This window comes from Acidicapsa dinghuensis (assembly GCF_025685685.1).
Taxonomy (GTDB): Bacteria; Acidobacteriota; Terriglobia; order Terriglobales; family Acidobacteriaceae; genus Acidicapsa; species Acidicapsa dinghuensis.
The window spans coordinates 287,142-302,954 of the sequence record NZ_JAGSYH010000002.1 but is presented as its reverse complement, the minus strand read 5'-3'; the positions used below and the strand labels follow the sequence as shown (position 1 = coordinate 302,954).

Here is a 15,813-nt window from a genome sequence, read left to right as displayed (position 1 = left end):
GTTAATTTGCGTGTTTGAGCCCGCACAACTGCGTAGAACGTCTGCGATGGTGGAGCGATCAGATCTTGCCCAGAGTCGACGTCAACGACTCCACATTGCGTGCGGCGAGCGCGTCGGTACTCTCCAGCGCCAACCAATAGATCATTGCCGCAAAGACGGAAAGAATCAAAAAGACAGCCGCTGCGATCCAGCGGCTCAGATGAAGTGTCTGGCATATTGCAAGCACTGTTGCGCCAACCAGCACTGTGGCGAAGACCACGAGCAGACTGATGAGGCTATTGAGCCCTGAAACATTTTGGCCGCGCACTCTTGCCGTATCAATCACCTTTGGAGAGACGATGGAGCGGATATTGCCGACAGCCATGTTCAGGAATAGCGTAAAGGCGCTCCAGGCCAGTGTCGCAACGGTCAGATCTAACGGCGCAGGATGTGACACCGCGATGGCTGCGACGTAGAGTGCGACGGCTTCTACAGCAAAAATTCCCACGGCCAATAGATTCTTCGCCAGGACTGCGTCACGAATCCGCAGAGGAGCGACGAAGTAAAACTGCACGCCTGCGCCGTCGCTGCCAAATGAGTTGTAAAGCAGCGAAACGAAAATCAGCATCGTGTACGCGCAACCATAACTGAAATACATGTCGCCAACATTGTTGCGGGTACCAGTGAAATAACTCACTCCCGAAGTTCGCATGGAGAAGAGCAGTACCACAAATACTGGCATGACCAGAACGTAGAGCTTTGGTCCGCTGCGCAGCAGATACAGGAACTCCTTTTTAAGGCATGCGGCAATTCCGGGAGGCAGAAGAGATGCAGCATTAGAGGATTTCTCAGTGACGGCGTTTGATTGTGCTTTGCGCACACGCTTTGTTTTTTGCACTGCCGCGGGAGCTTCGCTCAGGTCTTCTCCTTTGAACTGGGCAAGAAGTCGTGTGTGCAGTAGGAAGAAAAAGCCTGCTATAAACAGAACCAGCCCTGAAGAGGCAGCGAGAGCAACGGTCCAGTCGCCGGCATGTTTGTGATCAATGGCAGCAGTGGCGAGCCCTGGTGGAAGATACCAGTTCAGATTTACCAGCCATTTGCCAGTCGTTGCCATCCATGGGCTTATGTTGTGATGACCGCGCGTATCGAGCCGTTGAAAGTATTGGCTCACGAATTGAATGAGCAACGAACCAAGCAGGATGAGCCCTGTGACCAATTCACGGGTGCGCCGCTGCGCAAGCCATCGCTCAAGCCAAGCGTACGCCATGCGCGAGAAAAAGAGATTGCATAGGCAATAGAGGAAGAGCACGGCGGCGGAAAACATGAAGAGGCTCGACGTTGCAATTCCGATTCCGATACTCATTGCTATGAGGCATGCGACTCCGGCGAGCGTTGGCGGGTCCAGAAGGCCGAAGAGCAGGCGCATCAAAAGGTAATCGCGGTAGCGGATCGGGAAGCGAATGAGAGATGTCAAGTCAAAGGATGAGCCGGAGGCCGATGTGCTCACGCCAATAAATTGCCAAAGCAGGAAGACGATCCAGAGCGGGATGGCAAGGAGCTCTATTTGGCCGCTATTGACCAGATAATATGAGGCAAATCCAGTGCCGACGGCGGGCCCGAGGACCATGATTGCTAAAAGTGGGTAAGAAAGAATCTTGGCAACGAGCTCGCCTGTAGCACCCTTGCGTCGAAATGCATTCACGAAGATGCGCCAGCGAAGCCACACGATGGCTACAAAATGACGACGCGATGAGAGATTGAGAAGTGAAAGGGTGTCGGATGTAGAGCCTATCCCAGCCATGAAAGCTCCTGTTCCGTCGCGGGGGTGGCTCCTTCTTGCTTACCGATGATCCGGATGAAGATTTCTTCAAGTGTAAGGCGGCCGGTTTGCCCATCTTGTTCTGACTGGGCATAAACGCCAGAGCGGAGTTCTTCCAGTGGCCCGTTGGCTATCAGCTTACCCCTATGAATGATCGCAACATGCGAGCAGAGGCGTTCGACGATCTCAAGAACATGCGAGGTAAGGAAGATCGTGGCGCCACGTGCGATCATACCCTGCAGCATCTGTTTCAAAGTGCCCGCCGCAACAGCATCGACCCCTTCAAAGGGTTCATCAAGAAACAGAATGCGCGGCGCATGAATAACAGCTGCGGCTAGGGCTAGCTTTTTCTGCATGCCGTGGGAGAAGTCTGTAATCAGCTTCTTCGTTTCACTCGCCAGATTCATAAACTCCAACAGTTCTTCACTGCGCTGGAGGGTCGTAGCGCGATCCAGTCCATACATCTCGCCGACGAACCGTAAATACTCCGGAGCCGTCAGCCGCCCAAGCAGAGCCATGCCTTCGGGAACGACGCCGATCTGACGCTTCACCTCCAATGGATACTTGGTGAAGTTCACACCCAAAACTTCGATGCTGCCCGAAGTAGGAGCCAGAAGGCCCGTAAGCATCTTGATTGTAGTGGATTTTCCGGCTCCATTCGGGCCGAGAAAGCCAAAGAACTGTCCTGGTGCGACATTGAGATTTACATGATCGACGGCGACAAAGTCGCCGAATGTGCGCGTCAGTCCAGAGGTAGCGATCGCTGAATTCATCGTTGCAATGAGAATACCGGAATACTGGTTTCCCAGAGGTCCCGGCGGTAACTACGCATCAACCTCGTCAAATAGTTCCCGTATGATGACTATTCCAACTTGATAGAGTGATGAGTGGAATTCAGTATTAACCAAGGAGTACCGTCATGGGCAAAAGCTTCCTGAGAACGATTGTGATTGCTGTTGCCACGGTTTCAGTTGCGTCGTCCTGCGTCAATGCTGCGGAGAGCGGCTTTGTACATGCCGACGGGAAGTTTCTGGCTGACGGCAATGGGCATAAGCTGCTACTGCGGGGAACGAATCTCGGGAATTGGTTTGTGCAGGAAGGATACATGTTCCAACTGGAGCATGGCCCAGCATCGACGCGCGAGATTGAGGTGTTAGCGAATGAACTGATCGGGCCTACGGAAGCAGCGCGCTTCTGGAAGCAGTACCGCGATACTTACATTTCAAAGCAGGACATTGACTTCATTTCCAAGCAGGGATTCAACGCGATTCGGATACCTTTTCACTACCGCTTTTTTGAGCAGGGTGATGATGAGAGCTTCACGCTAATGGATCGGGTCATCTCGTGGGCGAAAGCAGATGGCTTGTATGTCGTCCTCGACATGCATTGTGCACCCGGCGGCCAGACTGGATCGAATATCGACGATAGCTGGGGTTATCCATGGCTATATGAAGACCCGGCAAGCCAGGAAAAAGCGGCAGAGATTTGGAAGCGGATTGCGGAGCATTATAGGAACAACAAAACTGTGCTTGGATACGACCTGCTCAACGAGCCTATTCCGCATTATCCAAAGCTGCGGCAATATAACTCGAAGCTGGAGCCTATCTATCGCAAGCTGGTTGCAGCGGTGCGCTCTGTCGATCACAACCATGTTGTGATCCTGGAGGGCGCTCAATGGGACACGAACTTCGACGTGTTTGGGCCCCCATTCGATCGCAATGTGATGTATGAATTTCACAAATACTGGATGAAGCCCGTTCAGGGGGAAATTCAGGAGTACGTCGATTTTCGTGAGAAATACAACGTTCCAATCTGGATAGGCGAGTCGGGAGAGAATGCCGATGAGTGGATCATGACCTTCAGGGAACTGCTCGATAAGAATGAGATCAGCTGGACCTTCTGGCCTTACAAGAAGATGGATGCGACTTCATCGCCGGTGACATTTTCCAGGCCCGTACACTGGGACGAGATCGTTACCTACGCGGCACGCCACGGATGGATGGGAGATACGGTGCATTCAATAGAAGTGCGTCCGTCTCTTGAGGATTGCCGTGAAGCCTTCTCCGATCTGCTTGTCCAAATCCGCTTTGATCACGAAAGAGTAAATTCGGGGTATCTCAAAGCCCTGGGCGCGAATCCTAAATGAAAGCGCTCCCGGAGCGGCGAGGATAATTCTGATGATCGTGAACTTTGCGGAGCGAGCGCATAATCACAACTGGCGGCTCGATCCGATTATCCGTTCTCTTCTTGACACGGATTTCTACAAGCTCCTGATGCTGCAATTTATCTGGAAGCACTTTCGCGATGTCGAGGTCACGTTTACACTCGCAAACCGAACAAAAAACTTTTCGCTGGCGGAGCGGATCGGCGCGGAAGAACTGCGCATGCAACTCGATCATGTGCGCGGCTTACGGTTTCATAAATCAGAGTTGATCTGGCTTGCAGGTAATACGTTTTATGGAAAACGCGGCATCTTTGAACCTGAATTTCTCGAGTGGCTTGAAAACGATTTTTTGTTGCCAGATTACACGCTGACAATCGATAACGATGACCTTTGCCTTTCTTTTCGTGGCTTGTGGACACAGACCACCCTATGGGAGATTTATGCGCTCTCGATTCTAAGTGAACTGAAAACACGGACAGCGCTCCGGGAGATGAGTGAATTCTCTCTGGACATCTTGTATGCACGAGCGAAAGCCAAGCTCTGGGAAAAGATCGAGCGGCTGCGCGGTGTGCCAGGGCTGAAGCTGGCTGACTTTGGCACCCGCCGCAGGCATAGCTTCCTGTGGCAGGAGTATGTTGTCAAAGCAATGCGGGACACACTCGGCATGAGTTTTGCCGGTACATCGAATACGTTTCTTGCCTACAAGCATGATCTTGAGGCGATTGGCACCAATGCACACGAGTTGCCGATGGCGATGGCTGCGTTAGCAGAGAACGATGCGGAGTTGAAGACAGCACAATATCGCGTGCTTGATCTGTGGCGGCAGACCTATCAGGGCGAGCTCTTAGTCATGCTTCCGGATACCTTTGGAACGACGCAGTTTCTGGAAAATGCTCCAGATTGGGTCACGGACTGGACTGGCCAGCGCGTGGACAGCAAAGATCCCTTCGTTGCCGGTGACGAATACATTGCATGGCTGAAGTCACGCGGCCGCAATCCAGAGAAGAAACTTGTCATTGCATCCGATGGCTTGGATGTGGAGACAATCCTTGGTCTGCATGCGTATTTTTCAGGGGAGATACAGAGAGGTTTGCAGCCTGGTGACTTCCAGAACGCGTCTGATTTTCTCGATCCGAACAAGTGGCTGCCAAAAAAACGCATCCGATTCAGCGCCGGATGGGGAACGCTTCTGACCAATGACTTTCGCGGATGCGATCCGAATGATCGAGTCGGCCTTGACCCCATCAGTCTTGTATGCAAACTGACCGAGGCTAACGGGAGGTCCGCGGTCAAGCTGTCTGACAACTATTCAAAGTCCATGGGGGAACCGGAGGAAGTGGCACGTTATCGGCGTGTGTTTGGCACAGCGGGACAGATCAATGTTCCTGCGGTTGTTTGAGCGGGCTTCAGTCTTCGATGGTGCTCGCGCTAATCTGCTCAAGTGTGCGCCCCTTGGTCTCTGGAACCGACGTCGCGACGAGAACAAAGCCAAGCAGGCAGATGACGCCATAGGTGAGGAAGGCGCCGCCTGTGCCTTCAAGCTGGCTGAGGAGAGGAAAGGTGTAGGTGAGAAGGAAAGAGGCGATCCACAGCGCGCTCACTGCTATCGATATGCCCTGAGAACGAATGCGGAGAGGAAATATTTCGGCGATCAGGACCCACGTAACGGGCGCCAGAGTGAGTGCGTAGCAAGCGATTGCACTGAGGGTGAGCACAAGGATCGGAGCACCTCGCCATTGTGCGTGATATGCCCAGGCGCAGAGTAGATGGGAGACGCCGATACCGATGCAGCCGGCGAGCATCATGAGCCGGCGGCCGAGCCGATCGACGAGGAGCATAGCGAGCACGGTGAAGACAAGGTTGATGGCGCCAGTGATGACGATATCGAGAAAGATGTCGTTGGCACCGTATCCGGCGCTGCGATACACCTCGGCGGCGTAGTTGAAGAGGATGTTGATACCGGTCCATTGCTGAAGTGCAGCAAGGGCGATGCCCACAAGAAGGATTTTGCGGAATGGGGGTTGGAAAAGCTCGCGCCAGGAGAACTGAGTGAGAGCGTTGTCTGAGCGTTGCGCAGACTCGATGCTGGCTATCTCTGCGTGGGCATAGGCGGAGCCACCAATCCGTTCGAGGATCGTGCGCGATTCGTGGGTACGGCCAACGCCGCACAGCCAACGGGGACTCTCGGGGATGAATAGTGAGGCTAGCGTGAAGATGAGAGCAGGAGCAGCGACGGCAGTGAACATCCAGCGCCATCCGTACTGCACATTCCATGTGTAGAGAAGCAAGTCGTGCGGCAAGTCTGAGGGTACGGGGCGGGCAACGCGCCAGTTGACGATCTGAGCGAGGAGTATGCCTACGACGATAGCAAATTGGTTGAGGCTGACGAGGCGTCCGCGATGGGCCGCAGGGCTGATCTCCGCGATATAAAGCGGCGATACGTTGGAGCTGAGGCCGATTGCGGTGCCACCGAGGATACGCCAGAAGATGAAAGCAGAAAACGACCAGGCCCAACCGGTCAGCACCGAAGAGATGGCAAACATCAGCGCGGAAGCAAGCAGAATCGGACGGCGGCCGTAGCGGTCGGCTAAAGTTCCAGCGGCGAGAGAGCCGAATAGGCATCCGACGAGTGCGCAACTGTTGGCCCAACCGACAAGAGCGGGCGACGTGAGGTGAAAGTAGACTTCATAGAACTGCCGCGCACCCCCAATAACAACCCAGTCGTAGCCGAAGAGAAGGCCGCCCAAGGCGGCAACCACAGCGATGCCCCATAAGTACAGACTGTGCTGCGGCTCGACTAAGGAGGACTGAGAAGCGCTGGAGAGTGAAGGGCCGTGCATCTTTATCCTTTATGGAACCAAAAAAGATCGATAGCGCCAGTATGAGCGTTATCCATAGCGAGGACTTCTTCGAGGAGACAGAGTCCCTCGGCATCTTCACCCAGGCCAAGCCGCGCTTGTGCTTCCAGGAAGCGAGCCGTGATGCTCTGGCGGCGGGTAAGATCTTCGTCGAAGAGCAGCATGGCAGGTAGCGACGTGGCGAAGTAGTCAATTTTCGGGGCCTGGCTTTGAAGCTCGGCGGCGTGATCGAGGATCGTGCGGAAGACATGGATGGCATCCTGTTCGCGGCCCAGGCGACGCAAGGCGCAGGCGCTCCAGTAGGTGTTTTCAGAAACGGTCTTAGCCTGCATCTGCTGGAAATCTCCCTTCTGGCGGGCAGCGAGTGTCCAGTGATGTTCGGCTTCGCGGCGATTGCCGGCTTGGTAGTGCGCCTCGCCGAGCCAGTAGTCAATCATGCTGAGATTCATGAGCAGGTGTTTAGCTTCACTGAGATTCTCAGGAGGGTTGGAGGCGGAAACAAGGCGGGCAATGGCACGCACGGGCTCTCCGTGTTGTAGAAAACGGTGGGCAAGCAGGACGTTGGCGCGAACGTATTGGGAAAGCACAAGGCCCTCGCCGCCTTCCCACGGCTGGAATTGGCGGCCAAGAAGCAAATCGAGAGCACGTTGAGGCTGGTCGAGGCTGTTCAAGAGTGAAATGAGCTCGACGGAAAGGTCATCACGCTGCTCGACTAGCGCGGCATTGGCTTCAAGTGCGGCCAGCCGCTCCGAAAGGGCATGGCCGGTTCGTTTCAGAAGCTGGTCGTGTTCGTAGAGAATGCGTGCGTCGCAAGGCGCGGCGGTGCGTGCTTTGGCAAAGGCTTGCAAAGCGCGAAGAGGATCGTGGAGCACATTGAAGTATGCGATGCCGAGATTGCGCCAGGGAGTGGCGAAGGATGGTTCCAGTGCAACGGAGCGCTCCCACATCAGGATCGCTTCGGTATAGCGGCGGCGGTCATAGAGAAGATTGCCGAGATAGTAGGGCGCATGTGGATCGCTTGAGTTCGCCGCAATCGCTTTGCTGAGTAGAACGAGCTCTTCGATACGATTGGGGAAAACAAAGGCGGGATCAGCACGGCGAGCGCTTTCACGGGTCACCGCAGTTTCAGTGCAATGGCCGAGGCGATCGAAAAGGTCGGCCCGCAGATAAAGGGCGATTGGCTCGGCGCCAGCGGTTGTGCTTGGGTTTGTGGTGGTGAGTATCGAGAGTGCCTCACCCAGGAAGCCTGCACGCACAAGGTCGAGTGCCAGATCGAGCAGAAGCTGGCCGTCTTGTGGAGGCACGTCTGTTGCCAGCCAGCGACCGTAGATGTCGAGAGGATCGAGGGTGCGGGTTTCCTCAAGGAAAGCCGCGGCTTCTGCAGGGCGACCGAGACGACGCAGCACTAGCGTGCGAAGATTGCGGGCGTTGAGGTTGTCGGTTTCGGCGCGGAGGGACCGATCAAGATGGTCCAGGGCGGTTGTCCAGTCAGCGCGAGTGCAGTCGATCTCGGCGAGGCGGTGATAAGCAGGAGCGCGCCACGCCGCGTTCCAAGTGCTCTTATAGAAAGCGTCGTAGGCTTCCTCCAAGCGCTGCTGATACGAGAGTGTCAAGCCGAGTGTGTAGTGCGGTTCACCATCCGGTGGATTGGGATTGCGTACAGTGAGGCGGGCGATGGCGGTACGGAGATATCTTTCGGCTTCGGGAAATTCGCCGCGGTTCAGATGCCAGCGGCCCAGGGCGAGATTGCATCGGCTGTCGCCAGGGTCGCGCTTGATGGCCTCGCGCCAGTAGATTTCTGGCGCACGAGTTGGATGGCGATATTGCTCAAGATGGAGACCATTCAGAAAGAGCTCGTCGTTGCTCGTCACTTCTTCGGGTAGAGGCGGCTCAGTGGCGACCAAGGGAGACGGCACGGGTTCGATTTCATCTGGAGCGTAGCGGAGAACGTGGCGGTCGCCATCAATGAGGGTGACCGCGAGAGGACCAGAGATGCCGTTAGTGGGGAACTGCAGGTGGAGTGGATCGACGGTGCTCAGGCTGCCGGTCCACAGCGCTATCTCGGAGTCACCGATGCGCACCATGAGACACGCATTGGGAAGATTTTTAGTGACTTGAAGATGCACGGTAACGAGTTCGTCGGATTTGTCTACGCGAAGGGCAGCGTGCAGATTGGCGAGATCGGGGATTCCGATGTCGCCGATGGGATACCAGTATTGGCTAAAGGTCTTCGTTTCGCCGGGAGCGAGGATGGAGAAGTCGGGTTGATTATCGGTGTAGACGCCGGACATAAGCTCGACGTAGGGACCATCGTTGTCGGTGAGGCTTCGGTCCCACGCGTAACCGAATTCATGGTTGCCCCAGGTCCATTGCTTCTTGCCCGGAGCAATGTGGTGGTCAGCGTAAGCGACGGTGCCAGCGCGGCGGTGGTGGTCGTAGCCACCGAAAAAGTCTCCACGCGAGCCAACGATCATATAACTGGTGGGGACGGGGATGTTGGCATACCAGCCGAGATCGTTTGGAGGGTAAGAGCCGTCGGGAACGAACTGGCCGGGCATTTCTTCGGGCGGGACGCCGAACCGCGCGCGCTCGTCATAGTCGATGCCGTAATAGAGCCCATGGCTGAGAGGGTATTCGGTGACGGCGCGCTTTGCGTGATCAGCTGCATAACGCACGTCCTTTGGGAAGAAAGACTGATATTGCTCATGAACGTGCGTGGCGACGTTGGCCCACCACAGGAAGGTCTGGGTTTGGAGAGTGCGGTTGTAGAGGCGGACTTTAAGCTCGACGTAAGCCTTGCCTGGGTGCAGACAGATGCCGTGCATGCCCTTCATGCGGACCATGGGGTCGTGATCGCTGCACCAGATCGTGACCGAGCCGTCAGCAGCGCGCTCGATCGCGGTTTCGACGGGCATGAATGTGGCAGGGCGATGATGCTGAGGCCAGTTGAATTCGACGCCTCCGGAAATCCAGGGGCCGGCGAGACCAACCAGAGCCGGCTTGATAACGTTCTGGCGATAGAAGAAGTCATAGCCGGTGCGCTTGTCGACGCCAACATGGATTCGACCGCCGATAGCGGGCAGGATCATGAGACGCAGGAATTCATTCTCGATGTGGACGGCATCCCAGAAGTGAGGTTGAGGAGTCCGTTCGACGTAATCGATGACAGGCAGGGGATAAACGCGGCCACTGCTGCCCTGATAGACCCGCTTCTCAAGGAACAGGGGATTGGGATCGGGGATGGCCGGCATGTAGGTGAGCATCGAGACCTGGGCACGCCAAGCCCGGACCGGTCCCCGCTCCGCATCAGGCGGTGGAGGTAATTCAAGTTTTGGGACCTCGGCCGCCGGCGGACGGGTTGGACTATTTGCGTCGACTATATCCTCCCGCATGGGGCTCCCTTTCGTGGTTGGTAGAGTGTGGACACGATCTAGGCCGGAGGCGCGGCTCTGCGCTTGTCGTGTACGTTACCGCGTATGCCAATGTATGGGGCACTTCCGGGATTGTCAAACAAATTGTCACGTCGTCTATCGGAGGCACTTTGCTCTTCGATGTAGAAGTGTCTAATAGTCAGGATCGGGTTTGAGCGATCCTTCTGCGTTAACGTAAACATATCACGATACTTACATGGCGCTTTCGAGGCGAAAACTCAGATCCGAGTCATTGCGTCCATAGTTCATATTTAGTGAACGATAACGGTCATTTGCGAAAAACAGATGTCCCAGTCTTCGTCTCAGTCAACGAGGGGTGCATCAAGAATCTTGCACTGAATGAATATGCACCCTGCCGATGCAATTGATGCCAAGTCAAACAGGTCTCTGAAGAAAACACTTCGAGAAAAAACAGCCAATAAAGCATATTTTCAGGTCACGATTACGAGATCGGACGGCAATAAAGCGTTTCCGTAGGATCAAACAGCGAGGAGTTTGGAAAAGAGTTTGCCGCAAAACCTAGTACCACTTCAGAGGCGATGCATGCGCCTGAAATAGTTTCTTGACAAATCTTTCATCTTGGGAGTACCGTCTCTTCCGGTAACGTACACAGTTCTTTTGACGAACATAGCGTTAACGTAAACGTATTGATATTCCGACATTGCGAGATCGGCAAAGCGCGATGCAAGCCGAAACGGGAGAGACAGACCGATGGCGAACCCATTTTTGAGGCAAAATTTTTCGAAGCAGTTAACCGCAATCGCACGAGCATTGGCAGTGGCGGTAACGCTGCTTCAGTTGCTGATGCCTTCCTACTCGTCTGCTCAGACGGATCAGGGAGCAATCACAGGCGTCGTACAAGACTCCACTGGAGCGGTGATTCCAAATGCGGAAGTCACTGTGACGAGTGTCGATACCGGTTTGGTTCTGCAGACCAAATCCAACAATAGCGGTGTCTTTGTGTTTTCTCCGCTGAAGATTGGAAACTACACGGTGTCCGCATCCGCGAAAGGATTCCAGACCGTAAGCCACGAACATCTGCATCTTGATATCCAGCAGCGACTTAATCTCAACTTCGCGCTGCCGACCGGCAGCGTTACCGCGACCGTGAAGGTTGACACCGAAGCTCCGCTTCTCCAGACACAAGACGCTGCAGTCGGCCAGGTGATCAGCACCAAAGAGATTAATGACACCCCCCTCAACGGGCGAAACTGGGTCTACATCGCGCAACTGACAGATGGCGTTGCACCCCCGTTCGGGAACACTCGTGGATCCGGCAGCGGAGACTTTGTCGCGAACGGCCAACGTGCCGAACAGAACAACTTCATCCTCGATGGTGTTGATAACAATACGAATCTGGTCGACTTTCTGAACGGGTCCAGCTACATTATGCGACCTCCTCCGGATGCACTTTCCGAGTTCAGCCTGCAGACAAGCAACTTCAGCGCAGAGTTCGGACATTCCGCCGGCGCTGTGCTGCAGGCAAACATCAAATCCGGCACGAATCAGGTCCACGGTGATGTCTGGGAGTACCTGCGCAATACCAATCTCGATGCGATCAACTGGAATGCAGGCCCCGATGCGGTGGTCCCACCCTATCACCAGAATCAGTTCGGAGCGACGCTCGGTTTTCCCATCTGGAAAAACAAACTCTTCTACTTCGGCGACATGGAACTTAACCGTATTTCGATCAGTAATCCGACTCCGATTAATGTGCCCTCGGCTCTGGAACGCCAGGGAAACTTCTCGGAGTTGCTGAACGGCGATCTGACCGGTGTGGGAGCGCCAACTACGTTGTATCAGCCGAACACTGCGGACCCGAATCAGCCTCTTGTTTGCAACGGCCAACAAAATGTCTTTTGCGCGAATCAGATCAATACCGTTGCTCAGGGCATTCTCAATCTTTACCCCGCTCCCAACGCCAACAACGGAAAGCTCTACAACAACTACCTTGTGAATGTGGGCAACAGCGACGACACAATCCAGTGGGACCAGCGTCTGGATTGGAATATCAATGCCAAGGACCAGACCTACGTGCGCTACAGCTACCTGCACGAGATCAAGACGAACGGCTTGCCTCTAGGCCCCCTGCTTGATGGTAGTGGCTATGGTGGAGAGTATGACACCAATTTGGCCATGAACTTCATGGGTAGCGAAACTCACATCTTCACGCCAACTCTGACCAACGAGTTTCGCTTCGGTTACAACTGGGGAGTCTTCAACTTCCAGCAGCCGAATGCTTATAATCCAACGCTTAACACTTCTCTGGGACTTGGGCCTGAACCCTCGAACCTCAAGCCCGGACAGTACGGCCTTCCGTCTGGCTATGTCAATGGAGCCATCCAGCAGTGGGGCTCGGTGGGCATCAGCCGCGAATCGCAGAACGTCTACCAGATTCTCGACAACGTGACAAAGATCTGGGGGAACCACTCTGTAAAGTTTGGCGCGTCCTTTCAGGCAATCCGCTTCTATTACATCTATGCACCCGCGGATCTGGGGCAATATCACTGGGACGGTCAATTCACCGGATTAGTCGGCGTAGCCAATACCGGAAACGCCGTGGCGGACATGATCGTGGACCAGGAAAACTACGGAGCTCTTTCTGTCTCGCCTAACGTGAACGACGCGCAATGGTACGACGCAGGCTACGTGCAGGATGACTGGAGAATCACGCGGAAGCTTACCTTGAATCTCGGTGTGCGATATGACTACTTCCAGCCGTACAAGGAAAATGGCGGACAACAGGCGAACTTTATCGCCACCGGCCCATTAGGCATAGGCACGGGTTCCGGTGTTGTTCAGTTTCCGAAGAGTCAGCAGAACATTGTTCTAGGTGCGCCTTTCCTCAACGCACTGGCCAAGGACAACGTCACCGTACAGTTTGTCGACAACGACCATCTTGTAACGGCGCAGAAAACGAACTTCGCTCCGCGTATTGGCTTTGCCTACTCCCCGCACGATAATACCGTCGTCCGCGCAGGCTTCGGAATCTTCTACGGAGGCCTGCAGTCGAACGGTAACGGCAACCTTGGCGCAAATTTTCCATGGTCCAACCAGGCAAATTTCTTTGCGCCAACTTGCACAACAGGCAACTGCCCTTCGATTGCCGCACAGGGCGTCACTCTGCAGGCTGGTTTGCTTCCGGCTACAGACAACGGCCAATTACAGACCTTCATCTCGCAGCCTGGCTTCCACTCCGAAGATCCGAACGTCAAGCCGCCGTATACGATGACATTCAGTCTCGGCGTGCAGCAGCAGATTCAGCCCAACCTCTCCGCTACCATCACCTATGTCGGCAATCTCACTCGGCATATGGAACTCTACGCGGCTCCCAATACCGCGCCGGGCCTATGGCGTCCGGGAACCAACACCAATCCGTTCAACCCATTCCCGGATCTTGGCGGTATTGGTCAAGAGCATTTCGGCGGCGTCAGCACCTATAACTCGCTGCAGGCAAAGCTGGAGAAGCGCTATTCGCACGGGTTGAGCTTCCTGGCCACCTACACCTGGTCCCACGCGCTCGACGATGCCAGCGACGCAGGCGGTCTCTTCAGCGCCATCGGCGATCGCCAGCCAGCTTTGATTCCTTACATCGACGAGTTGACGAACTCCGTCTTCGACGTTCGCAATCGCTTCACGATCAACGGAAATTACGAACTGCCATTTGGACATGGACGGGCTTTTCTCAGCAGTTCTTCTCGTTGGCTCGATGAGATTGCTGGCGGATGGTCCACGAGCCTGACATACGCCGCGCAGACAGGAATTCCATTTTCCGTGAGTCCCAATATCAGCACGGCCTCTGGAGGTGGAGCGCGGGCCTATCTTGTTCGCAGCCCATTCGCGGGTGGAGGAGCGCCTGATCCGACCAACCCGAGCCTGACCTCATGCCCGGCGAAGGTCAAGACCAAGCTGAATTACTTCAATCCATGCGCATTCCGCAACCCGCTGCCCGGCGAGATGATCTCCGATGCTACGCATCCGGTTGGATCGGTAAATCCAGATGGCGTTCCGGTCGAATTTCAGGCACCAGTCATCGATAAGGCAACGGCAATTGCGCTGCTAGGTGGCGTGCAGAACAACATCTATGGCCCCGGCTACTACCAGGTCAACATGTCACTATTCAAAACCTTTCCGGTATTGCGCGAACAGAACCTGCAGTTCAGAGCGGATGCCTTTAATGTCTTGAATCACCCAACCCTAGGCACTCCAAATGGTTCCATGGGGTCGAACGGTGGCCTGATCTCTGGACCGAAGTTTTTCCAGAACAACACCCCGGATGCACGGTTCTTTCAACTTGCCTTGAAGTACATCTTCTAGCATGGTTTAGAAGCGATATATCCGTTTCTAGCGGCTGTTCCATGTGGCTTTTCCTCCGCGAATGAGCCTCATGGAGCGGTTGCTGGAAGTGACTGCGTCATGGGAGATCCGGTCCTAATCGGCCGAAATTCCCTGCGTGTTGACGAGTCTGTTGGCAAAAAGCGGGAGATTGCTGCGCAGAATAATATGTGGAGCGAACCGGTGAATCTTGACGGGCTTACCCTTATCTGTCAGATGACCAATGAGCGTTTCCAGCGCGGTTTTGCCCTGCGCTTCCGGACGCTGATAGAGCGTGGCCAGCACTTTGCCTGACTCGAGCAGCGGCACCAGTTCCCGAAAAAGATCGGTCGCAATCACCTGCACGCGACCGAAAAGCTTCAGTTCTTCCAGAGCGCGAAAGACAGGAAGGCTATTCGCTGTACTGATGTAAATGGCATCGGGACGCGTTTTGCCCCTCAACAGTGCGATGGATTGGCGGTAGGCATCCTCCGCGCTTTCGTGGGATTCTACGGCGGGCAGAAGGGTCAAGTGGGGAGCAAGCACAGCGAGAGTCGCAGCAAAACCGCGAAGTTTCTCCGCATGGTCGAAGGTAGCCAAGTCACCCGTAATGGTTGCAACACGAGACGGAGTTTGCAGCTTATGCGACAGTAATTCTGCTGCGAGCGCTCCACTGATGTATGCGTCCACGGTGACCGATGAGATGCGTCCGCTGTCCGGCGCATCGCTGGCGACGCACAGCATGGGAATCCCTTGCCCCACGATGTGCCGGATGATTCCAGCTAACTCCCGAGGCCTGCGGGGCGTGAACAGTATGCCATCGTATTTCTTTGCAGCTGCGCCCTCGAGCGCTGCGATATCGCCGGAACCAAGCCGAGGATAACGGAGGAAATCAAGCGTGAGTTGCATGCCCACGGTTTCGTCCGCTGCAGCCTGAATCCCGGCACATAAGGGATCGAAGAAGGCAGCTATTTCGCGGGGGAAAACGGCCGCTACCCGGAGATTGCGGTTGAGTTTGAGGGATCTGGCGGCGATGTTGGGTTTGTATCCGAGTTGTTCGGCCATGCGTAATACGCGCGCCTTGGTACGGGCGCTTACTCCGCTGCGGTCATGCAGAGCGCGATCCACTGTGCCGATCGAGGTTCCCAGGGCTTCCGCGATGTCGCGAATGCCGGCCGCTTTACCTTTCTTGTCTGTCGATCGCATGTCGAGAATTGTACTCAGTTTCGCACATCGTCTTGTCCCGGC

Annotated in this window: 8 protein-coding genes; 3 read left to right on the top strand and 5 right to left on the bottom strand. The window is 55.1% G+C overall.

What is annotated here, in order from left to right; genetic code table 11:
- Positions 1-58: 58 nt before the first annotated feature.
- Both OHL22_RS04765 and OHL22_RS04760 read right to left on the bottom strand, forming a co-directional pair.
- Positions 59-1,780, bottom strand: coding sequence for a hypothetical protein (locus OHL22_RS04765; protein WP_263333787.1), 1,722 nt, complete (start codon positions 1,778-1,780; stop codon positions 59-61).
- Positions 1,768-2,571 (bottom strand): ABC transporter ATP-binding protein, encoded by an 804-nt coding sequence (locus tag OHL22_RS04760; RefSeq protein WP_263333784.1) that lies wholly within the window; start codon positions 2,569-2,571, stop codon positions 1,768-1,770. Before OHL22_RS04760 ends, OHL22_RS04765 begins: the two co-directional genes overlap by 13 nt.
- A 146-nt stretch (positions 2,572-2,717) precedes the next feature.
- Between OHL22_RS04760 and OHL22_RS04755 the strand changes: the two genes are divergently transcribed.
- Together OHL22_RS04755 and OHL22_RS04750 are read left to right on the top strand one after the other, a co-directional pair.
- Positions 2,718-3,944: a glycoside hydrolase family 5 protein gene (locus tag OHL22_RS04755; protein WP_263333783.1), complete on the top strand. Its 1,227-nt coding sequence runs from the start codon at positions 2,718-2,720 to the stop codon at positions 3,942-3,944.
- 31 nt (positions 3,945-3,975) lie between these two features.
- Complete coding sequence (locus tag OHL22_RS04750; protein WP_263333780.1) at positions 3,976-5,361, top strand: nicotinate phosphoribosyltransferase; 1,386 nt, start codon at positions 3,976-3,978, stop codon at positions 5,359-5,361.
- 7 nt (positions 5,362-5,368) lie between these two features.
- On the opposite strand, the gene OHL22_RS04745 is transcribed toward OHL22_RS04750, so the two are convergent.
- Positions 5,369-6,802 (bottom strand): sugar porter family MFS transporter, encoded by a 1,434-nt coding sequence (locus OHL22_RS04745; protein WP_263333778.1) that lies wholly within the window; start codon positions 6,800-6,802, stop codon positions 5,369-5,371.
- A 2-nt stretch (positions 6,803-6,804) separates the two neighbouring features.
- Positions 6,805-10,212 carry a DUF5107 domain-containing protein gene (locus OHL22_RS04740; RefSeq protein WP_263333775.1) on the bottom strand — a complete coding sequence of 1,136 codons (3,408 nt, stop codon included), beginning with the start codon at positions 10,210-10,212 and terminating at the stop codon, positions 6,805-6,807.
- A gap of 750 nt (positions 10,213-10,962) precedes the next feature.
- On the opposite strand from OHL22_RS04740, the gene OHL22_RS04735 reads away from it, so the two are divergent.
- On the top strand, positions 10,963-14,568 hold the full coding sequence (locus OHL22_RS04735) for a TonB-dependent receptor (protein ID WP_263333773.1): 3,606 nt from the start codon (positions 10,963-10,965) through the stop codon (positions 14,566-14,568).
- A 114-nt stretch (positions 14,569-14,682) separates the two neighbouring features.
- Here the strand turns inward: OHL22_RS04735 and OHL22_RS04730 are convergent, their stop codons facing one another.
- Positions 14,683-15,771 (bottom strand): LacI family DNA-binding transcriptional regulator, encoded by a 1,089-nt coding sequence (locus tag OHL22_RS04730; protein ID WP_263333772.1) that lies wholly within the window; start codon positions 15,769-15,771, stop codon positions 14,683-14,685.
- Between the last annotated feature and the right edge of the window lie 42 nt (positions 15,772-15,813).